At 60.4% G+C, this 24,441-nt stretch carries 24 protein-coding genes and 1 pseudogene; 11 read left to right on the plus strand and 14 right to left on the minus strand.

Annotation, left to right across the window (positions count from 1 at the left end; translation table 11 throughout):
* Positions 1-57 precede the first annotated feature (57 nt).
* The gene (locus HX786_RS24910) at positions 58-528 is read left to right on the plus strand and encodes a MaoC family dehydratase (protein ID WP_003213034.1); all 471 of its coding nucleotides are present in this window, start codon (positions 58-60) and stop codon (positions 526-528) included.
* Between the two features lie 55 nt (positions 529-583).
* On the opposite strand, the gene HX786_RS24915 is transcribed toward HX786_RS24910, so the two are convergent.
* Positions 584-1,051: a PA2169 family four-helix-bundle protein gene (locus HX786_RS24915; protein ID WP_003213033.1), complete on the minus strand. Its 468-nt coding sequence runs from the start codon at positions 1,049-1,051 to the stop codon at positions 584-586.
* A gap of 206 nt (positions 1,052-1,257) precedes the next feature.
* Here HX786_RS24915 and HX786_RS24920 point away from each other — a divergent pair, with 206 nt between their 5' ends.
* The 3 genes and pseudogenes from HX786_RS24920 to HX786_RS31990 all read left to right on the plus strand — a co-directional run.
* On the plus strand, positions 1,258-1,494 hold the full coding sequence (locus HX786_RS24920) for a DUF3820 family protein (RefSeq protein ID WP_003213031.1): 237 nt from the start codon (positions 1,258-1,260) through the stop codon (positions 1,492-1,494).
* A gap of 12 nt (positions 1,495-1,506) precedes the next feature.
* On the plus strand, positions 1,507-2,688 hold the full coding sequence (locus HX786_RS24925) for an aminotransferase class V-fold PLP-dependent enzyme (protein WP_177022241.1): 1,182 nt from the start codon (positions 1,507-1,509) through the stop codon (positions 2,686-2,688).
* A pseudogene (locus HX786_RS31990) lies at positions 2,679-2,786 on the plus strand (outer membrane lipoprotein carrier protein LolA); the annotation flags it as partial. The gene HX786_RS24925 and the pseudogene HX786_RS31990, both read left to right, overlap by 10 nt.
* A gap of 99 nt (positions 2,787-2,885) precedes the next feature.
* Here the strand turns inward: HX786_RS31990 and HX786_RS24930 are convergent.
* From HX786_RS24930 to zwf, 3 genes are read right to left on the minus strand one after another with little or no spacing between them, the layout of a single operon-like run.
* Positions 2,886-3,551: a bifunctional 4-hydroxy-2-oxoglutarate aldolase/2-dehydro-3-deoxy-phosphogluconate aldolase gene (locus HX786_RS24930; protein WP_003213027.1), complete on the minus strand. Its 666-nt coding sequence runs from the start codon at positions 3,549-3,551 to the stop codon at positions 2,886-2,888.
* Between the two features lie 17 nt (positions 3,552-3,568).
* Positions 3,569-4,282 (minus strand): 6-phosphogluconolactonase, encoded by a 714-nt coding sequence (gene pgl, locus HX786_RS24935; RefSeq protein ID WP_087693179.1) that lies wholly within the window; start codon positions 4,280-4,282, stop codon positions 3,569-3,571.
* Positions 4,269-5,735, minus strand: a complete 1,467-nt coding sequence (gene zwf / locus HX786_RS24940; protein ID WP_003213023.1) for a glucose-6-phosphate dehydrogenase — start codon at positions 5,733-5,735, stop codon at positions 4,269-4,271. Before zwf ends, pgl begins: the two co-directional genes overlap by 14 nt.
* 218 nt (positions 5,736-5,953) lie before the next feature.
* On the opposite strand from zwf, the gene HX786_RS24945 reads away from it, so the two are divergent.
* Positions 5,954-6,814 (plus strand): MurR/RpiR family transcriptional regulator, encoded by an 861-nt coding sequence (locus HX786_RS24945; RefSeq protein ID WP_173406104.1) that lies wholly within the window; start codon positions 5,954-5,956, stop codon positions 6,812-6,814.
* Positions 6,815-6,956: 142 nt separating this feature from the next.
* On the opposite strand, the gene HX786_RS24950 is transcribed toward HX786_RS24945, so the two are convergent.
* The 10 genes from HX786_RS24950 to HX786_RS24995 all read right to left on the minus strand — a co-directional run bounded on the left by HX786_RS24950 (position 6,957) and on the right by HX786_RS24995 (position 18,130).
* On the minus strand, positions 6,957-7,802 hold the full coding sequence (locus tag HX786_RS24950; protein WP_178912725.1) for a D-hexose-6-phosphate mutarotase: 846 nt from the start codon (positions 7,800-7,802) through the stop codon (positions 6,957-6,959).
* 178 nt (positions 7,803-7,980) lie between these two features.
* Positions 7,981-9,327: a carbohydrate porin gene (locus tag HX786_RS24955; protein WP_003213016.1), complete on the minus strand. Its 1,347-nt coding sequence runs from the start codon at positions 9,325-9,327 to the stop codon at positions 7,981-7,983.
* A 105-nt stretch (positions 9,328-9,432) separates the two neighbouring features.
* Complete coding sequence (locus HX786_RS24960) at positions 9,433-10,593, minus strand: ABC transporter ATP-binding protein (RefSeq protein ID WP_017475738.1); 1,161 nt, start codon at positions 10,591-10,593, stop codon at positions 9,433-9,435.
* A 2-nt stretch (positions 10,594-10,595) separates the two neighbouring features.
* Entirely contained in the window at positions 10,596-11,441 is an 846-nt protein-coding gene (locus HX786_RS24965; protein ID WP_178912726.1) for a carbohydrate ABC transporter permease, read from the minus strand.
* Positions 11,434-12,342, minus strand: a complete 909-nt coding sequence (locus tag HX786_RS24970; protein WP_003213011.1) for a carbohydrate ABC transporter permease — start codon at positions 12,340-12,342, stop codon at positions 11,434-11,436. The genes HX786_RS24965 and HX786_RS24970 overlap by 8 nt, the downstream gene beginning before the upstream one ends.
* An 88-nt stretch (positions 12,343-12,430) precedes the next feature.
* Positions 12,431-13,717 carry an ABC transporter substrate-binding protein gene (locus tag HX786_RS24975; protein ID WP_178912727.1) on the minus strand — a complete coding sequence of 429 codons (1,287 nt, stop codon included), beginning with the start codon at positions 13,715-13,717 and terminating at the stop codon, positions 12,431-12,433.
* A 106-nt stretch (positions 13,718-13,823) separates the two neighbouring features.
* Positions 13,824-15,083: an AGE family epimerase/isomerase gene (locus HX786_RS24980; protein ID WP_178912728.1), complete on the minus strand. Its 1,260-nt coding sequence runs from the start codon at positions 15,081-15,083 to the stop codon at positions 13,824-13,826.
* A 156-nt stretch (positions 15,084-15,239) separates the two neighbouring features.
* On the minus strand, positions 15,240-16,067 hold the full coding sequence (locus tag HX786_RS24985) for a hypothetical protein (protein WP_003213005.1): 828 nt from the start codon (positions 16,065-16,067) through the stop codon (positions 15,240-15,242).
* A 118-nt stretch (positions 16,068-16,185) separates the two neighbouring features.
* Positions 16,186-17,184, minus strand: a complete 999-nt coding sequence (locus HX786_RS24990; protein ID WP_003213003.1) for an NAD(P)-dependent oxidoreductase — start codon at positions 17,182-17,184, stop codon at positions 16,186-16,188.
* 52 nt (positions 17,185-17,236) lie between these two features.
* Positions 17,237-18,130, minus strand: a complete 894-nt coding sequence (locus tag HX786_RS24995; protein ID WP_003213001.1) for a LysR family transcriptional regulator ArgP — start codon at positions 18,128-18,130, stop codon at positions 17,237-17,239.
* Positions 18,131-18,228: 98 nt separating this feature from the next.
* Between HX786_RS24995 and HX786_RS25000 the strand changes: the two genes are divergently transcribed.
* From HX786_RS25000 to HX786_RS25025, 6 genes are all read left to right on the plus strand, one after another.
* The gene (locus HX786_RS25000; RefSeq protein ID WP_178912729.1) at positions 18,229-18,630 is read left to right on the plus strand and encodes an ACT domain-containing protein; all 402 of its coding nucleotides are present in this window, start codon (positions 18,229-18,231) and stop codon (positions 18,628-18,630) included.
* Between the two features lie 5 nt (positions 18,631-18,635).
* Positions 18,636-19,238 (plus strand): LysE/ArgO family amino acid transporter, encoded by a 603-nt coding sequence (locus HX786_RS25005; protein ID WP_003212999.1) that lies wholly within the window; start codon positions 18,636-18,638, stop codon positions 19,236-19,238.
* 175 nt (positions 19,239-19,413) lie between these two features.
* The gene (locus HX786_RS25010; protein ID WP_003212997.1) at positions 19,414-20,010 is read left to right on the plus strand and encodes a superoxide dismutase; all 597 of its coding nucleotides are present in this window, start codon (positions 19,414-19,416) and stop codon (positions 20,008-20,010) included.
* A 158-nt stretch (positions 20,011-20,168) separates the two neighbouring features.
* A complete protein-coding gene (locus HX786_RS25015) occupies positions 20,169-20,366 on the plus strand; it encodes a hypothetical protein (RefSeq protein WP_003212995.1) in 198 nt (65 codons plus the stop codon).
* A 270-nt stretch (positions 20,367-20,636) separates the two neighbouring features.
* On the plus strand, positions 20,637-22,688 hold the full coding sequence (locus HX786_RS25020) for a bifunctional diguanylate cyclase/phosphodiesterase (protein ID WP_003212994.1): 2,052 nt from the start codon (positions 20,637-20,639) through the stop codon (positions 22,686-22,688).
* Positions 22,689-22,850: 162 nt separating this feature from the next.
* Positions 22,851-24,188: an imelysin family protein gene (locus HX786_RS25025; RefSeq protein WP_003212990.1), complete on the plus strand. Its 1,338-nt coding sequence runs from the start codon at positions 22,851-22,853 to the stop codon at positions 24,186-24,188.
* Positions 24,189-24,441: the final 253 nt, after the last annotated feature.

Below are 24,441 nucleotides of genomic sequence, written 5' to 3' on the forward strand. Positions count from 1 at the left end.
TTTTCGTTTAAAATCAATATATTAAGATTTCTGATTAGCCACAGGATGCACCAACTGATGACCCAGGTTACCAACACGCCTTACGAAGCCCTCGAAGTCGGCCAGACCGCCAGCTACAGCAAGACCGTCGAAGAGCGCGATATCCAGTTGTTCGCGGCAATGTCCGGCGACCACAACCCGGTGCATCTGGACGCCGAATTCGCCAAGGCGACCATGTTCAAGGAGCGCATTGCCCACGGCATGTTCAGCGGCGCCCTGATCAGCGCGGCGGTTGCGTGCGAGTTGCCTGGGCCCGGCACGATCTATATCGGCCAGCAAATGACCTTCCAGAAGCCGGTCAAAATCGGCGACACCCTGACCGTGCGTCTGGAAATCCTCGAGAAGCTGCCGAAATTCCGCGTGCGCATCGCCACCCGCGTATTCAACCAGCGCGATGAGCTGGTGGTAGACGGCGAAGCCGAGATCCTCGCGCCACGCAAGCAGCAAACCGTGACTCTGACCGAACTGCCGGCCATCAGCATCGGTTGAACGAACGCCCATGAAAAAGCCCCGCATCTGCGGGGCTTTTTTATTCAGGCGGGGCTCAAGACTGAGCGCGAGCCTGGTTACGCAGGGCTTTCACCTGGTCGTGGTTGCGTTGCGCGCCGTGGAACTGACGCTCTACCAAGTCACGAATGCCCAGCAGGTTGTGCTTGTTGATCTTCTCGATCGCTTCTTTGTAAGCCTTCAGTGCGTGGTCTTCACCGCGCTCGGCTTCGTTCAGCACGGCTTCTTCGTCTTTACCGGTCACCATCGACTTCACGTCGACCCAACCACGGTGCAAGGCACCGGCGACGCTGCCGGAGTCTTCCGGATCGCCACCCAGCGCTCTTACTGCGGTCTGCAGTTCGGCAGCGGCGGTACCGCAATCAACAGAACGCTTGGCAAACAGGGCTTTGAGTTCTGGGTGCTTGATGTCTTCTGCGCAGGTCTTGAAGCCTTCCTGGCCGTCTTTGCTGGTCTCGATCAGGTCGTTGAGTACGGAGATCGATTCTTTGTTGATATCAGTCATTTTTCAATTCCTTCGCGGGTTAAGAAACGTGTATTAGTAATTGCAGCGCCCGTGCCAGCTTTTGAAAAACAATTTATTACTTAAATTTCAATAAGTTAGCCAATACACAAAAATCTGTATCCGCTTTATTTGCATGATCTGTCATTTGGCCTCCATGCAGAATGCCTGTATTTTCCAAGGCATCGACTCAAACACCTGAAGCCGCAATGAACCCTGAAAAACTTGAACTGCTGATCACCCGCGAAATGCCCTTCGGCAAGTACAAGGGCCGGATCATTGCCGACCTGCCCGGCCCCTACCTGAACTGGTTCGCCCGTGAAGGTTTCCCCCACGGCGAACTGGGCGGGTTGCTGGCCCTGATGCAGGAAATCGACCACAACGGTTTATCCGAACTGCTGGAACCCCTACGCGCCAAGCACGGCAAGCCCGCCCCTCGTCATTAATAGAGCACGCACATGGACAGTACCCGCGACGAACAACACTGGCACGCCATCGCCCAGCGCTACGACCTGGAGCCCGGCCCGATCAACCTCGAAAACGGTTATTTCGGGCGCATGAGCCGCGCGGTACTTGAGCAGTATCAGGACAACGTCGCCTTCATCAACCGCAGCAACTCGATCCATGTGCGCCAGCGTTTCGAGCAGGGCGAAAACGTCGAGATCCGTAACCAGTTGGCGCAGTTGATGGACGCCGATCCTGAAGCCATCGCCCTCACCCGCTGCGCCTCGGATGCGTTGCAGTCGCTGATCCGCAACTACAACCGCTTGCAGCCCGGCGACCAGGTGCTGATCAGCGACCTGGAGTACGACACCGTCAAGGGCGCCATGCGCTGGCTGGCGCAGAATCGCGGCGTAGAAGTGATCGAAATTGCCCACGAACACCCGGCCAGTTTCGACAGCCTGGTGCAGACGTATCGCGATGCGTTCCTGCGCTATCCCCGCCTGAAACTGCTGGCACTGACCTACGTGACCCACCGCACCGGGCTGGTGATGCCGGTGGAGGCGATTGCCGGCGCTGCCAGGGAACATGGAATTGATGTGATCCTCGATGGCGCCCATGCGCTGGGGCAGATCGAGTTCAACCTGGCGCAGTTGGGTATCGCGTTTGCCGGCTTCAACCTGCACAAGTGGATCGGCGCGCCGTTGACCCTGGGCTTTATTTATATCGACCCGCAACGGTTGGCGGACATTGATCCGGACATGGGGGAGTTTCATTACCCGGCCACCGATGTACGTGCCCGCACGCCATACAGCACGCCGAATTTCCCGGCGCTGATGACCTTGCCGCTGGTGTTCGAGGAGCATCGCTTGTTGGGCGGTTCGAAGGCCAAGGGTGCCCGACTCAACTACCTGCGGGATTTGTGGGTGAGTGAGGTGCGGCAGTTGCCGGGAATTGAAGTGCTGACGCCGGACGACCCACGGCTGTATTGCGCGATCACGTCGTTCAAGTTCACTGACAAGCCGGATCAGCAGGTGATGGCGGACCGACTGCTCAAGGAATACGACCTCTTCACCACAACCCGCAGCGGGGCGTCGTTCGGCAGTTGTATTCGGGTGACACCAGGCTTTTTGACGTCAGCGGCGGACATTCATGCGCTGATCAAAGCCATCACCGAACTGAGCGCGATATCACTGTAGGAGCGAGCTTGCTCGCGAAGGTCGTTAACGATGACACGGGAAACCTGACACCCAGCGGTGCTCTCGGTTTATTCGCGAGCAAGCTCGCTCCTACAGTGGGAGTGCGCCATTTTCCGCAGGCAAAAAAAAGCGGCACACCGACCAAGTGCACCGCAAAAATGCCGTAGAACACAGCAACAACGATTCGGTAAATCCAATCAGTCCAGCAGGGCCAGCGCCTCGGCGGTGGTTTCCTGGATGCGTGCCCAGTCGCCGTTCTTGACCCATTCCGGATCAAGCATCCAGCTACCGCCCACGCACATCACATTTTTCAACGCCATGTAGCTCTTGATGTTGGCCGGGCCAACCCCGCCAGTCGGGCAGAATTTCACTTCGCCAAACGGGCCGCCCAGGGCCTTGATCGCCGCCACGCCACCGCTGACTTCAGCCGGGAACAGCTTGAAGCGGCGATAACCCAGGCCATAACCTTCCATGATCCCGGAGGCATTGCTGATGCCCGGCAACAGCGGAATCGAGCTGTGTACCGAGGCTTCCAGCAGGTCACGGGTAATCCCGGGGGTGACGATAAATTGCGAACCGGCCACTTCGGCCGCTTCCAGCATATGACGATCCAGCACGGTACCGGCACCGGTGCACAGCTCCGGACGCTGCTCACGCAGTACCTGGATGGCCTTGAGGCCGAACTGCGAACGCAGGGTCACTTCCAGTGCGGTCAAACCACCGGCTGCCAGGGCATCGGCCAGCGGCAGGATGTCCTGTTCACGGGCAATGGTGATCACCGGCAGGATCCGCGCCTTGGCGCAGAGGCTGTCGATCAAGGCAACTTTGTCCGCCATGGAAACGGTAGGTTGAGGGCTGTTCATCGCGGCTGATCCTTGGCTCATGGGCACCAGTAAATCTCTAGAGTAGGTTGCAAAAACGCGCGTATCGGCATGGCAGCAACGTCGTCACTGGCCAGCGCGGCGCTCAAGGTGGTCAATTTCGAGCTGCCGGAAATCGACAGCACGGTGTAGTGGGCGGTGGCCAGCAGCGCGCGACTCATGGTCAGGCGCTGGTGCGGCACAGTCGGCGCCAGCATCGGCCAGCAACGACGGCTGCCGTCCGGCTTCAACGCTTCAGCCAGGTTCGGGCTGTTGGGGAACAGCGACGCGGTGTGGCCGTCGTCGCCCATGCCCAGTACCAGCACATCAATCGTCGGCAACTCGGCCAGCAGGCGATCGGCCTGCTCGGCAGCGTCGTCAAGGGTGGCGGCGACGCTGTACAGGCTCAGGAACTTGGCCTTGGCCGCCGGGCCTTGCAGCAAATACTTCTTCAACAGGCCGGCATTGCTGTCGGCATGTTCCACCGGCACCCAGCGCTCGTCGGCCAGGGTGATGGTCACCTTGGACCAGTCCAGGCCTTGCTTGGCGAGGTTCTGGAAGAACGCCACCGGGCTGCGGCCGCCGGACACCACCAGGGTCGCTTCGCCACGGGCACTGATGGCCGCGCGCAGTTGTTCGGCCACGTCATTGGCCAAGCCATCCGCCAGCAGCACCGGGTTGCGGTACTCATGGGCAGTCACGCCCTGAGGCAGTTTCAAATCAGATATCGCCATACCAAGACCTCCCGTCCCGCGTGATCAGTGCAATCGAGCTCATTGGCCCCCAGGACCCCGCCGCGTACGGCTTGGGCGCATCACCGGATTTTTTCCATCCGGCGATCAACTGGTCACACCACTTCCACGCAGCTTCGATTTCATCTTTGCGCACAAACAGGTTCTGGTTGCCACGCATGACTTCCAGCAACAGCCGCTCGTAGGCATCGGGAATCCGTGCGCTGCGATAGGTGTCGGAAAAATTCAGTTGCAGCGGGCCGCTGCGCAGTTGCATGCCCTTGTCCAGGCCCTGCTCCTTGGTCATCACGCGCAAGGAAATCCCTTCGTCCGGTTGCAGGCGGATGATCAGTTTGTTGCTGATCTGCAAACGCTGCTCGGGGGCGAAGATGTAGTGGGACGGTTCCTTGAAGTGGATGACGATCTGCGACAGTTTTTGCGGCATGCGCTTGCCGGTACGCAGGTAGAACGGCACCCCGGCCCAACGCCAGTTACGGATATCGGCACGCAGGGCGACGAAGGTCTCGGTGTCGCTCTGGGTGTTGGAGTTCTCTTCTTCCAGGTAACCCGGTACCGGCTTGCCGGCGCTGTAGCCGGCGATGTATTGGCCACGCACCACCTGGGTGGTCAGGCCGTCCGGGCTGATGGGCGCCAGGGCCTTGAGCACCTTGACCTTCTCGTCCCGAATACTGTCGGCAGACAGGTCGGCGGGCGGGTCCATGGCGATCAGGCACAGCAGCTGCAGCAGGTGGTTCTGGATCATGTCCCGCAGTTGCCCGGCCTTGTCGAAATAGCCCCAGCGACCTTCGATGCCTACTTGCTCGGCCACGGTGATTTCCACGTGGGAGATGTAGTTCTGGTTCCACTGGGTTTCAAACAGGCTGTTGGCAAAACGCAGGGCGATCAGGTTCTGGACGGTCTCTTTGCCCAGGTAGTGGTCGATGCGGTAGGTGCGGTTTTCCGGGAAGAACTGCGCCACGGCGTCGTTGACCTTGCGCGAGGAATCCAGGTCCGAGCCGATGGGTTTTTCCAGGACCACGCGGGTGTTTTCCGCCAGGCCGACCTTGGACAGGTTCTCGCAGATCGCGCCATACACCGCCGCCGGGGTGGCGAAGTAGGCAATCAGGCGTTGTTCAGTGCCGGCGTTCTCTGCCAGGGCGACGTAGTCATCGGCCTTCAGGAAGTCGACGTGCAGGTACGTCAGGCGGGCCAGGAAACGCTGGGCGACGGTTTCGTCCAGTTCCTTGCCAACGTAACCACGCAATTCTTTTTCGATGTGGGCCAGGTGCTGTTGCTCGGAACCGGCCTCACGGGCCAGGGCCAGGATGCGCGTGTCTTCGTGCAGCAGGCCCGCACCATCGAGTTGATAGAGGGCAGGAAATAACTTGCGCAGCGCCAGATCACCCAAGGCGCCAAACAGGGCAAAGGTGCAGGGTTCTACGGTTATCGAAGGCATGATGTTTGTTCTTTTATCAAGTTAAGCTACAAATACCTTTTTTTAAGGCATCACTCAAGGAAAAATGTAGTAATAACCACAACATTTTCCCGAAAAACGTATTCCGAGTGGTGGTGTTCAACTACCCTCAGTAGGATAGGCCACCGCAAAGGGCCGCTCGTCGATTGGTTGACGACCCTTATTTGCATCGTCGCCCTAAGGAAACATGAATGGACCGCGTGCGAAATCTACTGGAACAGATCCAGAAACGCCTCGAAGAACTGAACAAGGCTGAACGTAAAGTCGCCGAGGTCATCCTGCTCAACCCGCAGCAGGCGACCCGCTTCTCTATCGCCGCCCTCGCCCAGGCCGCTTCGGTCAGCGAACCTACAGTGAACCGCTTCTGCCGGTCGTTCGGCGTGAGTGGTTACCCTGAACTTAAATTGCAGCTGGCGCAAAGCCTGGCCAGCGGCGCGGCGTATGTCAGCCGCGCGGTGGAGGCCGATGATAACCCGGAGGCCTACACCCAGAAGATCTTCGGCAGTGCCATCGCGTCCCTCGACAGCGCCTGCCAGGCCCTGGACCCGAACCTGATCAGCAAGGCCGTCGACCTGCTGATCCAGGCTCGGCAGATCCACTTCTTCGGCCTGGGCGCTTCGGCGCCGGTGGCCATGGACGCGCTGCACAAGTTTTTCCGTTTCAACCTGTCGGTCACGGCCCACGCCGATGTGCTGATGCAGCGGATGATCGCCTCGGTGGCCCACACCGGGGAGTTGTTCGTGATCATTTCCTACACCGGGCGTACCCGTGAACTGGTGGAAGTAGCACGTATTGCGCGGGAAAACGGCGCCTCGGTGCTGGGCGTGACCGCCGAAAACTCGCCGCTGGCCAAGGCCAGTACGGTGAGCCTGAACATTCCGTTGCCGGAAGACACCGACATCTACATGCCGATGACCTCGCGGATCATTCAGTTGACGGTGCTGGATGTACTGGCGACGGGCATGACCTTGCGTCGCGGGGTGGATTTCCAGCCGCACTTGCGCAAGATCAAAGAGAGCTTGAACGACAGCCGGTATCCGGTTGGGGATGAATTCAACTAGGCCCGAATCTACTGTGAATGTGCCGGCCTCTTCGCGAGCAAGCCCGCTCCCACATTCGACTGCATTCCAAAAGTGGAACTCGGTCTAATGTGGGAGCGGGCTTGCTCGCGAAAGCGGCATCAGCAACACCGGAACATCCGGATCAAGCCCCCGCCCTCGCCTGCAAACTCAAATGCGCCCTCTCCCCCGGCGCCAGGCTCGCAGCAGCCATCGCCGACTCCACACACACAAACCCCGCAGCCTCGTTGAAGCTCACCCCCAGCAACGGTCGACTCCCCGGGTGCCACACCACCGTGTCGGCACTCTCGCCGGTGTCGATGCACAATTCGCGCTGCCAGGCATGGTCCTTGAGGTGCAGTTCGCCGTCGTGCTGGAACACCCGCTGACACCCACCATCGACACGCAACTCACCTTCCTGCTGGCACGCCTGACGATTCAACTGGTCGTAGCCCTGCGCGCCATCCAGCCCAGACAGCGCTATCTCACCAACGTTGCCAATCCGCCAATAAGCGTGCAAAGCATGGCTCAATTGGCACGGCAGCTCGTCCTGGTGCTCGGTGGCCAGGCGCAGCTCCAGGGTTTCCCCCAGGTGTGCATGCAGGTCCACCTGCCAGTCGCATAGCTGCAATTGCCAGTGCAAACGCACGCCCTCGTCGTCGGTGCTGCTGTCCAGCAATTTCCAGTCGATCAGCCGTGCCCAACCATGGGACGGCCAGGCGTTTTCGCTGGGATGGCGGCCATACCACGGCCAACACACCGGCACGCCGCCACGAATGGCGCCGACCTGCGGCCACTTGGCCGCGCACCACAGCCAGGGTTTCTGGCCCGTGGGCTGAAAGTGCAGCAATTGCGCGCCCTGGCGACTGAACACCGCCTGGCAGAGCGGGTGATCAATCACCAGCACATCGCGCATCTGGAAGCGTTCCCAGGCGAATACCGGCCGCTCGCGCAGGGATTTGAAAAAGCGTTGCAGCGGATGCTCATGCATGTGCCACGGTCCTGAATATCTTTGCAGGCGCTGGCTTGCCTGCGATGGCATCGCCTCGGTGTGGCAGATACACCGCGGGGCGCGCATCGCAGGCAAGCCAGCTCCCACACAAAAAAAAGCGGATAGCCATGGCTACCCGCAAAATGCGCACAGAGAGAAGGAGCTTATCGCAACAACGTTAGAACGTAGACTGAATTTTCAGGCCCGCTACCACCGCGTTGTCGACTTGCTTAACACCACCTGGGTTGGCGATGTATTGCAGGTTGGGACGCACGGTCAGCCAGTTGGTGACGTGGATGCCGTAGTTGAGTTCGACGTTGTACTCCGTGTTACGCAGCGGTGCGTAACCCGATTGGTCGTAATCCGTGAAACCGCCGGCCGCGTTGAGCAACTCAGCATTTTTCTTCACGTCACTGTTGGCATGGATACGGGATACACCGATACCCACGTCATCTTTTGTACGTGCGTCGAATGGACCTTTATACACAAGCATCAGCGACTGGTAGTTGTCGACCAGGTTGGTGTCTTTGTCGTGGAAGGTGACGTTGGCCGCAATGTTCAAGCCGCGGGAAGCATCGCCATTGTGGGTGGTGAGTTGCTGTTGCAGAACGCCCCAGTAACCGCTTTTGCTGCTGCGAACGCGGAAGGCTGCGCCCGTGGTGCCAGCATCGTTACCGTTGACGTCTTCACGTACGTCGGTAGCGTCGGCGGTGCTCTTGTAGTAACCCACACGGTATTCGCCCGGCAGGCCATTGACCTTCGGCGACCAGACCAATTCAACCGGCAATACGGTGCCCTTGGTGCCGCTGCCGCTGAGCTTGAAGCCGTTGCCGTGCTCCAGTTGCGACGGGTTCTGGTTGTACGCACCGATTTGCGCATACAGCTCAGGCGTGATGTTGTACTTCACGCGGATAGCCGCCTGGCTGACGGGCCAGTTGTACCAGGTGTTTACATAGTTACCGACCTGCGAGCCACAGAACGACAGGTTCTGGAAGTCGCACGGGAAGGTGTTGAAGTCTTCGCCTTCACCGAAGTAACCGAGTTTCACGTCCAGCTTGTTGTCGAACATCTGGTGCTGAATCCAGAACTGGGTCAGACGCACCATGTGGCCTCGGCCGTCGACTTCCTGAGACGAGCTCAAGGTGCCGGCACGCGGGTCACCAATACGGTCGTTGGAAATGTTTGCGCCATTACGATTGGTCAACTGGATCTTGGCCTGGGTGTTATCCCAGCCCCACAGCTTTTGCAGGTCCAGTGCCACGCCCAGACCGAACTGGTCAGCGTAACGGGCAGTCTTGTCGTTGTTGTAGCCACCGCTGAGGTTGCCACCGACTTCACCGACGTAATCCGCCTTGATGTCGATACCTTGCTCGATCAGCTTGGTACGCTCGCCGCCCCAATCGCCGGTCATCCACTTGGAATCGGCGCTGAACGCGTCGTCCGCCATCGCATTGGCGGACAGTACCAAGGCGGCTGCTGCTGACAGTTGGCAGATCAGCCGGGTGTTGTTGTGGTGCTTTTTCATCCCTACATCCTCGTCTTTATTGTTATTAACTGTTTTTATCTAACGCGGTTTACTTCTTTGTGAGAGCAGGACTCTCACAAAAGCCCCTACACATCATTTGAAACTTCAGCGTCCCTTGAATTGAGCGACGTTGTCGGCACGGTCCTGGGCAGGCAACGAAGCGGCAGTGCCCAGGCGCTCGCCGGTCTTGGCGTCGAACAGCAACACTTTGGCCGGGTCGAACTGCAAGGTCAGGGTCTCGCCCACTTGCGGCGCCACATCGGGCGCCAGGCGGCAGCAGACCTTGGTGTCATTGATTTGCACGAACACCAGGGTGTCCGGACCGGTCGGCTCGGTGACTTGCACCTCGGCCCGAATGGTCGGCGCGCCGGTGGCTTCGGCGGCGGCCAGCACGATCTGCTCCGGGCGCAGGCCCAGGATCACTTCGCGGTCTTCAAGACCGGCATCGTTCATGTTCAACGGCAATTCACAGCGGGCCTGGCCGCTGTCCAGCAGCGCCACCAGGCGGCCGTCCTTGCGTTGCAGGCGCAGTGGAATGAAGTTCATCGGCGGCGAACCGATGAAGCTCGCCACGAACAGATTGGCCGGGTCGTTGTAGATCTCTTTCGGCGTGCCGAACTGCTGGATGATGCCGTCCTTCATGACCGCCACTTTGTCGCCCAGGGTCATCGCTTCGATCTGATCGTGGGTGACGTAGACGGTGGTGGTTTTCAGACGCTGGTGCATCAGTTTCATTTCGGTACGCATCTCGACCCGCAGCTTGGCGTCGAGGTTGGACAGCGGTTCGTCGAATAGGTAGATCTTCGGGCGACGCGCCAGTGCACGGCCCATGGCCACGCGTTGTTGCTGGCCACCGGAGAGCTGGCCCGGCTTGCGATTGAGCAGGTGCTCGATCTGCAGCAGCTTGGCCACTCGCGCCACTTCTTCATCGATCGCCGCCTGGGGCATCTTGCGAATCTTCAGGCCGAATTCGATGTTCTCGCGCACGCTCATGGTCGGGTACAGCGCGTAGGACTGGAACACCATGGCGATGTCACGATCCTTGGGGCTCATGCCGCTGACGTCCTGGTCGCCGATCATGATCGCGCCGCCGGTGATGTTTTCCAGGCCGGCAATGCAGTTCATCAGGGTCGACTTACCGCAACCCGAAGGGCCGACCAGGATCAGGAACTCACCTTCCTTGATCGACAGTTCGATGTTCTTCAGGGTGTCCGGCAGACCGGTACCGTAGGTCTTGTTTACGTTACGAAGTTCGAGCGTTGCCATGATTACCCCTTGACCGCGCCGGCCGTCAGGCCGCGCACGAAATACTTGCCTGCGATCACATAGACCAGCAGGGTCGGCAGCCCGGCGATCATCGCCGCCGCCATATCAACGTTATATTCCTTGACCCCGGTACTGGTGTTGACCAGGTTGTTCAGCGCCACCGTGATGGGCTGCGAATCACCGCTGGAGAACACCACGCCGAACAGGAAGTCGTTCCAGATCTGCGTGAACTGCCAGATCAGGCACACCATGATGATGGGTGTCGACATCGGCAGGATGATCAGGCGGAAGATCGTGAAGAACCCCGCGCCATCCAGGCGAGCCGCCTTCACCAGTGCATCGGGAATGCTGACGTAGTAGTTACGGAAGAACAGTGTAGTAAACGCCAGTCCGTAGACGATGTGCACGAACACCAGGCCCGTGGTGGTACTGGCCAGGCCCATCTTGCCGAGGGTGAACGAGGCTGGCAGCAGCACGGTCTGGAACGGCAGGAAGCAGCCGAACAGCAACAGGCCGAAGAACAACTGCGAACCACGGAAGCGCCACATCGACAGCACGTAGCCGTTCAACGCACCGATGGCGGTGGAGATCAGTACCGCCGGAACGGTGATCTTGATCGAGTTCCAGAAGTAGCCGTCAACCGTGGCCCAGGCTTTCACCCAGCCGATGCCGGTGATCACGGTGGGCCAGCTCAGCAGGTTGCCGGTGCTGATGTCTTCCGGGGTCTTGAAGCTGGTGAGCAACATGACCACCAACGGCACCAGGTACAGCAGGACAGCGAGAATCAGCACCGCGTAGATCGCGACGCGGCTCAGGCTGATGGCAGGTTTGCCAGCAAGACTAGTCATTGCGCTTGGTCCTCAGCTCGGAGTACAGGTAAGGCACGATGATCGCGAGAATCGCACCGAGCATCAGAATCGCACTGGCCGAACCCATGCCCATCTGGCCGCGGCTGAAGGTGAAGGAGTACATGAACATCGCCGGCAGGTCGGAGGAGTAACCCGGACCACCCGCCGTCATTGCAGCCACCAGGTCGAAGCTCTTGATCGCGATATGCGCCAGGATCATTACCGCACTGAAGAACACCGGGCGCAGGCTTGGCAGCACCACTTTCCAGTAGATGCGCGGCATGCTCGCGCCGTCGATCTGCGCCGCACGGATGATCGATTGATCAACACCGCGCAGGCCGGCGAGGAACATCGCCATGATGAAGCCTGAGGCTTGCCACACAGCAGCGATCACCAGGCAATACACCACACGGTCCGGGTCGATCAGCCAGTCCAGGCGAAAGCCTTCCCAGCCCCAGTCACGCAGCAGTTTGTCCAGGCCCATGCCCGGGTTGAGCAGCCATTTCCAGGCGGTACCGGTGACGATCATCGAGAGCGCCATCGGGTACAGGTAAATGGTGCGGATAAAACCTTCGCGACGGATTTTCTGGTCGAGGAAAATCGCCAGGGTCACGCCGATCACCAGGGTGATGCCGATGAACATGCCCCCGAACACCGCGAGGTTCTTGCTCGCGACCCACCAGCGGTCGTTGTCGAACAAGCGCACGTATTGCGCCAGGCCTACGAACTTGTAGGTCGGCAGGAAAGTCGAGTTAGTGAACGACAGCACGAACGTCCACAGGATGTAGCCATAGAAGCCCACCAGAACGATGAACATGCTCGGCGCCAGCACCAGTTTGGGTAGCCAGCGCTGCAGTGCATCGAACGGCGAGGCTTTGCTGAACACAGCAACAGAACTCATGGGAAAATCCAGTACAGGGAAAAAGGACTACAGGAACATGCCTTGTGGGGGTTAGGGGTCCCCCCACAAGGCCATTCAGTGCTAACCGTTACTTGGCCGACTTGATCGCGGCAGCGAGTTTCTTCGCGGTATCCGCAGGGTCAGCTTTCGGGTCGTTGATGTAGTTGGTCACGACATCAAAGAACGCGCCTTGTACCGCCAGCGTGGTCGCCATGTTGTGCGCCATGCTCGGCTGCAGGCCACCGGTCTGGGCGTCTGCAAGGAAGTCCTTGGCGGCGGTCTGGGCGCAGGAGTCGAAGCCGTATTTGCCCATGTCTTTCAACATGTCGATACGAACCGGGATCGAGCCCTTGTTGATGCTGAAGACCTTCTGGAAGTTTTCGCTCAGCACCACCTTGGCGATGTCCTGCTGGCCGGCAGCAGTGCCCTTGTCTTTCTGCTTGAACGCAGCGAGGGAGTCGATGTTGTAGGTGAACGCCTTGTCGGTGCCCGGGAAGGCTACGCACTCGTAGTCTTTGCCGGCGACTTTCTTGGCGGCGGTCCATTCACTCTTGGCCCAGTCACCCATGATCTGCATGCCGGCCTTGCCGTTGATGACCTTGGCGGCTTCCAGGTTCCAGTCCTGGCCTTTGCCGTCGGCGTCCATGTAGGTCGCGACTTTCTTCAGCTCGGTCAGGGACTTGATCATTTCAGGGCCGGTCAGGGCTTTTTCGTCGAGGTCGACCAGGGCTTTCTTGTAACCGTCAGCCCCCATGACCGAGAGCACGACCGCTTCGAAGACGGTGCTGTCCTGCCAAGGCTGGCCACCGTGGGCGAGCGGAATGAAGCCCGCGGCCTTGAGCTTGTCGCCCGCTGCGTAGAATTCTTCGAGAGTGGTCGGGTTCTTGGTGATACCGGCTTTCTTGAACACTTCCGGGTTGATCCACAGCCAGTTCACGCGGTGAATGTTCACCGGCACGGCCACGTAATCACCTTCGTACTTCACGGTATCGGAGACTTTCTTGTCCAGCAGCGAATCCCACTTCTCTTCTTTGGCGGGAACCTTCAGGACGTCGGTGTCGAGCAGCCCGGTGGACGCCCATTCCTGGATGTCGGGGCCTTTGATCTGGGCCATGCCTGGCGGGTTGCCAGCAACGGCGCGGCTTTTCAGTACGGTCATGGCAGTGGAACCGCCACCGCCGGCGACGGCACCGTCTTTCCAGGTGAAACCGTCTTTTTCAACTTGGGCCTTCAGGACATCTACTGCCGCTTTCTCGCCACCCGAGGTCCACCAATGCACAACTTCAACCGTCCCTTTCGAGTCGGCGGCAAAAGCACTGAGGGGAAACAACGAGGCAACGGAAATAGCTACGGCGAGGCGACTGATCGCTTTCATCTGAGTACCTTTTTTCTTGTTGTTATGCATGCAAGTCGGTGCTTGCGCTGCAAACGAGTTTAAACAGGGATTTTTCAGGTGCAGGTAACAAAGGGACGCCAAAATGTCACCACTTGGTGACATAGCGCCCGGTGGCCACGGCACTGGCCATGCTCGGTGACAAGGGTAGCCCCGGCAGCAAGACAGACTGCCAGGCGTGGTAGAGGTCCGGTTTGCCACCCCAGATTTTCGCGCTGGGCTGGTTTTTCGGGCTCAGTTCGTGGTGCCAGCTGCCGTGGGTGCGGTCAATGAAACGGGTTTCACAGAACTCCCAGAAGCGCCGGTACCAGGTTTCGTAATGCAGCTCCCCCGTGCGCTTGAGCAGCGCCTGGGCAGCGGCACTGGCTTCGCAATGGGTCCAGTGCAGGCGCTCGCGCACCACGGGGCGCTGGCTCCAGTCGAGGGTGTAGACAATGCCGGGGGCGCCGTCGACGGCCCAGGCGTATTCACAGGCGCTGGCGAACAGGCCCTTGGCGTCGGTCACTAGCCACTCAGGGGTGACGAGCCCGGCATCCAGGCGCGCAGCCTCAAGGTGCAACACCAGTCGCGCCCATTCGAAGCCGTGGCCGGGGGTGATGCCGTAGGGACGAAAACCATCGGCCGGGTTGTCTTCGTTGTAACCACGCAGGGGTTGCCAATGGCTGTCGAAATGCTCGATCACCATGTCCCGGTTTTGCGCCGCATGGGTATGAATAATCCGCTCGACGATGCGCAGTGCCCGGTCCAGCCAGCGGGTTTCACCGGTGACATCGGCCAGGGCCAGGAAGGCTTCAGTGGCGTGCATGTTGCTGTTGGCGCCGCGATAGGCTTCTACCCCGCTCCAGTCCTGGGCGAAGGACTCGAGCATCGCGCCCTCCTCTTCGTTCCAGAAGTACTGGTCGATGATGTGGATCGCGTCGTTGAGCAAGGTTTGCGCGCCGGGCGCGCCGGCCACTACTGCGGAGCTGGCGGCCAGGGCGACAAAAGCGTGCAGGTAGGCGGCCTTGCCGGTGTTGCCGTCGCGGGCGTCGGGCGTGGCGAACCAACCGCCGTGCCGGGCATCGCGCAGCGGGCCGCTGAGGGCCACGACGCCGTGTTCCACCAGGTCGGCATAACCTGGCAGGCCCAGGCCATGGGCCATGGCAAAGCTGTGGGTCATACGGGCGGTGTTCATGGTTTCGGCGACGGCATCGGGCGGCAAAACACCGTGATCGTCGAGGTTGCCGAAGCCGTCAGGCAGCCTGGAAGCCTTGGCGAATGACAGCTGGCGCTGGCCTTCAGTGGCAAGCCAGGCGTGATGGGCAGGTGCGTTCAGCCAACTACTGGCAGGCAGTGGTTGCGTGGTCATGATTAGCCCTTTTTATTATGTGCGGGATGACAGGAGTCTAAACAAGGGCGGGGCGAGGGCAAGTAACGAAGGAGACGGGAAATGTCACCGATTGGTGACAATGATTGTGTCAGGGCCTGTAGGCGTCATGTGTAATGACGCCTACAGGCCCTCACATCACTGCTGCCCGAGAGGGGTGATCCGGGCAGGCTGATTGATCTGCTGCTGCAGGTTCTGCACCTGGCTTTGCAAGGCAGTGACGTTACGCGTGGTCTGGATGCGAAACACGTCGAACTCCTTGGTGGACGGACCGTCGGAAGCCGCAGCGCGGTTGTCCAGTTCGCTCTTGAGGACCACAAGGTCCTGCTCCAGGCGGGCGATGGCGGCCGTGGGGTTGCCCTGTTTTTTCAGGGCTGCGACGTCGGCGGAGAGGTCCTTGAACTCGGCGTCCCGGGACTTGAGGGTAGCCACCGCCTCCGTCAGCGCCTGGACCTGGCCCTGCAATTGCGCGTTGGCACTGGACAGCTGGGTCGTGCTGGCGGTCATCTGCTCCAGGCGCTTGTCCAGGTCCGTTGCCTGGCCGGCCACGCCCATCTGCTGCTTGCCCTGCTCCAGCAACTGGGTCTCCAGCTGCTTGATCTGCAGTTTCAGGGCCTCGCTGCCATTATTCACATTGGCTTCGCTGGCCACCACCTTGCCGGAAATATCCTGCAGGCGCCCCGCCGCTTCCTCGCTGATGCGCGCGAAGCTTTCCTGGGTCGCCACCAGTTGCTGGCCCATCAGGGAAATCTGCTGGAAGCTCCACCAGGCAAGGCCGGCGAAGGCGAACAGCAGCGCACCGACCAATGCCCACAGCGGCCCGGTACTGGCGCTCTTGACCTTGACAACCGGCGCAGGCCGGGAGCGCACGGAGGTAGCCGGCGTGGGCTCGAAATCATCGTCGTCCGAGGTGTCGGCCCGCAGGCTGGGAACGTTGTCGAAATCGTCGTTAGCATCGTTACGCATGAATCAACCTTAAATCCTTTGAGGTGGCATATGGATAGCCAGGCGTCGGAGTATAAACCCCCGACCTGCCGCACTGATCGACCCGGGTTCGCAAATTCGGTTCCCGGTGTGTTGCCGGTTATTTAAGTCCCACGTCCTGGGCCTTCCACCAACTGCAGAACTCGTCGAGGGCCGCCCACAGGCTGACCTTGGGCTGGTAGTCGAGATAATGCCGTGCGCGGGTGATGTCGAGGGTGAAATCTTTGTTCATCACCTGCATGCCCAGCCGTGACAAAGACGGTTCCGGGCGCCCTGGCCACATGGCACAGAAAGCTTCATTGAGCGCCGCAACGCTGTAAGACAAGCCGTAGGACCGATAACGGGTGACCTGAGGCATGTCCATCTGTCGCATCACGTAGTTCACCACATCCCACACCGGCACCGGGGCACCGTTGCTGATGTTGTAGACCTTGCCCAACGCCGAGCCCGTCGCCAGCAAACTGCTGAGCAGGGCTTCATTGAGGTTGTGCACGCTGGTGAAATCGACCTTGTTCAGGCCATCTCCGACAATCGCCAGGCGGTTCTTGCGCTGCATCTTCAACAGGCGCGGGAAGATGCTCATGTCGCCGGCCCCCGTGACAAAGCGCGGGCGCAGGGCCAGCACTTCGAGGCCAAACTCCTGGGCGCCAAACACCTTTTGCTCCGCCAGGTATTTGGTGGCTGCATACGGATGCTTGAAACGCTTGGGCACTTGTTCTTCGGTCAAGCCCAGGTGGTCACGGCCGTCGAAGTAGATCGACGGCGAAGACAGGTGCACCAGGCGCCCGACCCGCTGCTTGAGGCAGGCCTCCACCACGTTTTCGGTAACCAGCACATTGCCCTGGTGGAAGTCCTGATAACGCCCCCACAGCCCCACGGCCCCGGCGCAATGCACCACGGCCTCGACGTCGCGGCACAGCTCGCGCACCAGGTCCGGATCATTCAAATCACCCTGGATAAACTCGGCGCCGCGCCGTACCAGGTGTTCCACACCTTCGGCCCGCCGCCCGTTGACCCGCACGTCCAGGCCCTGCTCCAGGGCGAAACGCGCAAAGCGCCCGCCAATGAAGCCGCTTGCGCCGGTGACCAGAATTTTCATGACTTACTCCGCATTCTTTCGTTTTTCATCGCTGTTGCCTTGACGCTGGCCATCACGCCAACGGCACCAACCATTGCCCCGTTGTGTGTGCCAGATGATCCGTCAGCAGGCCCAGCAATTGTCCACCACTGCGCCAATGATGCCAGTACAGCGGCACATCGATCGGCTTATCTGGCAATAACTCCACCAACACGCCCTTTTCCAGCTGGTCGCGCACCTGCAGTTCGGGAACCAGGCCCCAGCCCAATCCGGCTTCCGTCAGGCGAATAAAACCTTCGGACGAGGGGCATAGATGGTGTTCGAAACCACCGTCGACGCCCAGGGACGCCAGGTAGCGATGCTGCAGGAAATCATCCGGGCCGAACACCAGCGCCGGCGTGCGGGCCAGTTGATCGGCCCGCACGCCCTCGGGAAAGTGCCGAGCGACAAACGCCGGGCTGGCCAGCGCCCGATACCGCATCGCGCCGAGCAACAGGCTGCGGGCGCCGGCCACCGGGCGTTCGCTGGCGCAAATACAGGCTGCTACTTCGCCGGCGCGCATGCGCTTGAGGCCGACGGTCTGGTCTTCTACCACCAGGTCCAACAGCAAATGCTGCTCGGCGCAGAAGTCGCTCACCGCCTCGGCCCACCACGTGGCCAGGCTGTCGGCATTCAAGGCGATGCGCAGGCGCTCGGGCATGCCCTCTTCATCCAGCGCGGGCACCTGGCTTTGCAGGTCGCGCTCCAGCAATCGTACCTGTTGCACGTGGTTGAGCAGGCGGCGGCCGATCTCGGTGGGCGTCGGCGGCGTGGCACGTACCAGCACCGGCTGGCCGATTCGCGCCTCCAACAGCTTGATGCGCTGGGAAATCGCCGATTGGGAAATTCCCAATACCTGCGCGCCCCGCTCGAAGCCGGCCTGTTCTACCACCGCCGCCAGGGCGGAAAGCAATTTATAGTCGAACATCAGTTTTCCTAATGAGCGATCAGCAATATTGGTTTTTCTTATACAGCCTTGGACGGGAGAATAGCCAGCATCGCTTCTTCTTATTCAAGGACCTCCACATGGCTGGCGAAACCGCCCTGGCAACCCTGCTGCGCAGCATGAGCCCACAGCTCAATGACGGCGACTACGTGTTCTGCACCCTGGCCGACAGCCGAATCCCCGAAGGTTGCGAGGTGATCGGCAGCTTCCGCGAGCAGGAAGGCCTGACGTTGATCGTCGAGCGCCAGCAGGCCGAGCGCGCCGGACTGGCCTTCGACTATGTGGCTGCGTGGATCACCCTCAACGTGCATTCGGCCCTGGAAGCGGTCGGCCTGACCGCCGCGTTCGCCACGGCCCTGGGCAAGGCCGGGATCAGTTGCAACGTGATTGCCGGCTACTACCACGATCACCTGTTTGTCGGCCGCGCCGATGCCAAGCGCGCCATGACGGTGTTGCGGCAATTGGCGGCGGGCGCGGAGTAAATCCTATGTGGCAAAGCTATATGAACGGCCTGTTGGTGGCCTTTGGTTTGATCATGGCGATCGGCACCCAGAACGCGTTTGTGCTGGCGCAGAGCCTGCGGCGCGAACATCACCTGCCGGTGGCGGCACTGTGCGTGGTGTGCGACGCGATCCTGGTGGCCGCCGGCGTATTCGGCCTGGCCACCGTGCTGGCGCATAACCCGGTATTGCTGGCGATTGCCCGCTGGGGTGGCGCGGCGTTCCTGCTCTGGTACGGTACCCTCGCCCTGCGCCGGGCCTGCTCGAAGCAGAGCCTGGGCGAGGGCGAGAACCTCAAGGTACGCTCGTTGAAGGCGGTGATGCTCAGCGCCCTGGCGGTGACGTTGCTCAACCCCCACGTGTACCTGGACACCGTCTTGTTGATCGGCTCCCTCGGCGCCCAGCAAACCGAACCGGGCGCCTACGTGGCCGGCGCCGCCAGCGCTTCATTCCTGTGGTTCATGACCCTGGCCCTGGGCGCCGCATGGCTGGCACCGTGGCTGGCGCGCCCCGCCACCTGGCGGATTCTAGACCTGCTGGTAGCCGCCATGATGTTCAGCGTGGCCTATCAATTAATCAGCGCAGCGTAGATATTCCAAAACGCTCTGGAACCTCTATCCCACACAGTTGTTGCGTGGTTTTGCCGCACCCCCGGTGCTATGATCCAGCCCCTGCGCCGCAAAGAGTACAAACTCCCCGGCGCTTGTTTGGCCGCCCGTGATCGGCCTTGCGCTCACCGCAACTGACCTGATTAGGAGAATCATCATGGCTTTCGAATTGCCGCCGCTGCCCTACGCACACGATGCCCTGCAGCCGCACATTTCCAAGGAAACCTTGGAATACCACCACGACAAGCACCACAACACCTATGTCGTGAACCTGAACAACCTGGTGCCTGGCACCGAGTTCGAAGGCAAGACCCTGGAAGAAATCGTCAAGTCTTCTTCGGGCGGCATCTTCAACAACGCCGCTCAGGTCTGGAACCACACTTTCTACTGGAACTGCCTGGCGCCAAACGCTGGCGGCCAACCTACCGGCGCACTGGCTGAGGCGATCAACGCTGCCTTCGGTTCGTTCGACAAGTTCAAGGAAGAGTTCACCAAGACTTCGGTCGGCACCTTCGGTTCCGGTTGGGGCTGGCTGGTGAAAAAGGCTGACGGTTCCCTGGCCCTGGCCAGCACCATCGGCGCCGGCAACCCGCTGACCAGCGGCGACACCCCGCTGCTGACCTGCGACGTCTGGGAACACGCTTACTACATCGACTACCGCAACGTGCGTCCAAAGTATGTGGAAGCGTTCTGGAACCTGGTCAACTGGAAGTTCGTGGCTGAGCAGTTCGAAGGCAAGACCTTCACCGCTTAAGTACCGCTTGCAGTAGAAAGAGCCCGGCGATTGCCGGGCTTTTTTGTGGGCGATTACAAATGGAAAAATGCCAGGAAAACGCTGGAACTCATCAAAAGGATTTCGCCACGCAGCATGTAAGAGGAATGTCCCTCTGATTGACTGCAGGAGAACTTGATATGGATCTAGCATCTTTGATCGGCATGGCCCCTCAAGCACTTAACGTGTTCGATAACGTGACAGATAAGGGCCTGGACGTCCTGGACAAAAGCTTGGGCATCCTTGATAAGACCGTGGACATAGCTCGACAGGCCTTGGGGCAAATCGACCCTCAGGCGCAAGACCAGCCACAACCGCCGAAAATTTCGTTTACCTGATGGGCGCTGACGCTCGACGGTTTGTTTTGCTGGCCTGAAAAACCCGCGCTCGTCCTGAAAAGACAGTACAAGAAGTCGGCACGTACGATCCGCCGACTTCACTCCATGCCAGGCCTGCCTTTCCATTCCCCCTCCCAACGTCTTACCCCCGGACGCGCTCATCTAAACTGCAAAACCTGCCCTGGCCGCAATGTCCCTTTGACTGCCCTCACGGGATTGCCAATACTCATGGCATATTGAGGCTACCCGCATGGAACAAGGAATAACCCTTTGAAGCTGGAACTCAAAAACAGCTTGTCGGTGAAGTTGCTACGGGTGGTACTGCTTTCGGCATTGGCCGTGGGCGTGGTACTGAGCGCGGCGCAGATCGTCTTTGATGCGTACAAGACGCGCCAGGCCGTGGCCGGTGATGCCCAGCGCATCCTCGACATGTTTCGCGACCCGTCCACCCAGGCCGTCTACAGCCTGGACCGGGAGATGGGCATGCAGGTCATCGAAGGTCTGTTCCAGGATGATGCCGTGCGCATGGCCTCCATCGGCCACCCCAACGAAACCATGCTCGCGGAAAAAACCCGCGACCTGCAACAATCCCCGAGCCGCTGGCTGACCGACCTGATTCTGGGCCAGGAACGCACGTTCACCACACCGCTGGTGGGGCGCGGGCCTTACAGCGAGTACTACGGTGACCTGAGCATCACCCTCGACACCGCCACCTATGGCAAAGGGTTTCTCGTCAGTTCGGTGATCATTTTCATCTCCGGGGTGCTGCGGGCGCTGGCTATGGGGCTGGTGTTGTACCTGGTCTATCACTGGCTGCTGACCAAGCCGCTGTCGCGCATCATCGAGCACCTGAGTTCGATCAACCCCGACCGCCCCAGCGAGCACAAGATCCCGCAGCTCAAGGGCCACGAGAAAAACGAGCTGGGGCTCTGGATCAACACCGCCAACCAGTTGCTCGAATCCATCGAGCGCAATACGCACTTGCGCCATGAGGCGGAAAACAGCCTGCTGCGCATGGCCCAGTACGACTTCCTGACCGGCCTGCCGAACCGCCAGAAACTGCAGGAGCAACTGGACAAGATCCTGATCGACGCCGGCCGCCGGCAACGCCGGGTCGCGGTGTTGTGCGTGGGGCTGGATGACTTCAAAAGCGTCAACGAGCAGTTCACCTACCAGGCCGGCGACCAGTTGCTGCTGGCCCTGGCCGACCGCCTGCGCGCCCACAGCGGCCGCCTCGGCGCCCTCGCCCGCCTCGGCGGCGACCAGTTCGCCCTGGTGCAGGCCGATATCGAGCAGCCCTACGAAGCCGCCGAATTGGCACAAAGCATCCTCGACGACTTGGAAGCCGAATTCGCCCTCGATCACGAACAGATCCGCCTGCGTGCCACCATCGGCATCACCCTGTTCCCGGAAGACGGCGACAGCACCGAGAAGCTGCTGCAAAAAGCCGAACAGACCATGACCCTGGCCAAGAGCCGCTCGCGCAACCGCTACCAGTTCTATATCGCCAGCGTCGACAGCGAAATGCGCCGCCGCCGCGAGCTGGAAAAGGATCTGCGCGACGCCTTGAGCCGCGAGCAGTTTCACCTGGTGTACCAGCCGCAGATCAGCTATCTCGACCACCGTGTGGTGGGTGTCGAAGCGTTGATCCGCTGGCAGCACCCGGAGCACGGCCTGGTGCCGCCCGACCTGTTTATCCCCCTGGCCGAACAGAACGGCACCATCATTGCCATCGGCGAATGGGTACTGGACCAGGCCTGCCGGCAACTGCGGGAATGGCATGACCTGGGCTTCACCGAGCTGCGCATGGCGGTCAACCTGTCGACCGTACAGTTGCACCACGCCGAGCTGCCACGGGTGGTCAACAACCTGCTGCAAATCTACCGCTTGCCGCCGCGTAGCCTGGAGCTGGAAGTCACCGAGACCGGCCTGATGGAAGACATCAGCACCGCCGCCCAGCACCTGCTGAGCCTGCGCCGCTCCGGGGCACTGATTGCGATTGATGACTTCGGCACCGGCTATTCGTCCCTGAGCTATCTGAAAAGCCTGCCGCTGGACAAGATCAAGATCGACAAGAGCTTCGTCCAGGACCTGCTGGATGACGACGACGATGCGACCATCGTGCGGGCGATCATCCAGCTCGGCAAAAGCCTTGGCATGCAGGTGATCGCCGAGGGTGTGGAGACCGCCGAACAGGAGGCCTACATCATCTCCGAGGGTTGCCACGAGGGTCAGGGCTACCACTACAGCAAACCCTTGCCGGCACGGGAGTTGGTGGCCTACTTGAAACAGGCCCAGCGCAATAACGCCGCCATCCTCTGAAGCGATGCCGGCCATCGGGGCCACGCGCACCGATGGCCGGCAAATCGATACTAAATATTTCCTGCTTATAACGCTTTACACAAAATGCAAATCTTTCGCATTATGTCGCAGTTTTGCGCGCCCCCCGCGTGCCCCATCAACAACCGAAGCAGGATGTTCGCCATGATTCGTATGCCCCTGGCCACCGCCAGCCTTCTCGCCATTGCCATTTCGCTCGCCGGTTGCGGTGAAGGCAAAGACAAGGCCGCCGCGCCTCAAGCCCCGGCCGCCGCCAGCACCACCGCCCCGGCGGCTGCCCCGGCAGGCCAGGTAGACGAGGCCGCCGCCAAGGCTGTGGTCGCGCATTACGCTGACATGGTGTTCGCGGTGTACAGCGATGCCGAGTCCACCGCGAAAACCCTGCAAACCGCGATCGACACTTTCCTTGCCAACCCGAACGACGACACCCTGAAAGCGGCCCGTACCGCCTGGATCGCCTCGCGCGTGCCGTACCTGCAGAGTGAAGTGTTCCGCTTCGGCAACACCATCATTGACGACTGGGAAGGCCAGGTGAACGCCTGGCCCCTGGACGAAGGCCTGATCGACTACGTCGACAAGACCTACGAACACGCCCTGGGCAACCCTGGCGCCACCGCCAACATCATCGCCAACAACGAGATCCAGGTCGGCGAAGACAAGGTCGATGTAAAAGACATCACCCCGGAAAAACTCGCCAGCCTGAATGAGCTGGGCGGTTCCGAAGCCAACGTAGCCACCGGCTACCACGCAATTGAATTCCTGCTCTGGGGCCAGGACCTGAACGGCACCGGCCCGGGCGCCGGCAACCGTCCAGCGTCGGACTACATGACCGGTGATGGCGCCACTGGCGGCCACAACGAGCGCCGCCGCACCTACCTGCGCGCCGTGACTCAACTGTTGGTCAGCGACCTGGAAGAAATGGTCGGCAACTGGAAGCCCAACGTCGAAGACAACTACCGCGCCACGCTGGAAGCAGAACCTGCGACCGATGGCCTGCGCAAGATGCTGTTCGGCATGGGTAGCCTGTCCCTGGGCGAGCTGGCCGGTGAGCGCATGAAGGTTTCCCTGGAAGCCAACTCGCCGGAAGACGAACAGGACTGCTTCAGCGACAACACCCACAACTCGCACTTCTACGACGCCAAGGGTATTCGTAACGTTTACCTGGGTGAGTACACCCGCACCGACGGTACCAAGATGACCGGCGCCAGCCTGTCGTCCCTGGTGGCCAAGGCCGACCCGGCGGCCGATGAAGCGTTGAAGGCTGACCTGGCCTCCACCGAAGCGAAGATCCAGGTGATGGTGGACCACGCCAACAACGGCGAACACTACGACCAGTTGATTGCTGCCGGTAACGACAAAGGCAACCAGATCGTACGTGACGCCATCGCCGCATTGGTGAAGCAGACCGGTTCGATCGAACAGGCTGCTGGCAAGCTGGGCATCAGTGACTTGAACCCGGATAACGCTGATCACGAGTTCTGATCAGTGCCGCGTTGAATGAGGCGACCTTCGGGTCGCCTTTTTTGTGCCTGCCCTCCAAGCTCCATCAACCAGCACAAATCTCCTGTGGGAGCGGGCTTGCTCGCGAAAGCGGTGGGTCAGCCAATGCATCCGTTGACTGATACACCGCTTTCGCGAGCAAGCCCGCTCCCACACTTGATCTGCCACGTCTCCAACGCCCCCCCGGTTTACTTGCCCTGCACCGCAGGTAGAATGGCGCCTTTCCTGTCACCCC

The sequence above is a fragment of the Pseudomonas sp. 21615526 genome (assembly GCF_013386245.1).
Classification (GTDB): domain Bacteria; phylum Pseudomonadota; class Gammaproteobacteria; order Pseudomonadales; family Pseudomonadaceae; genus Aquipseudomonas.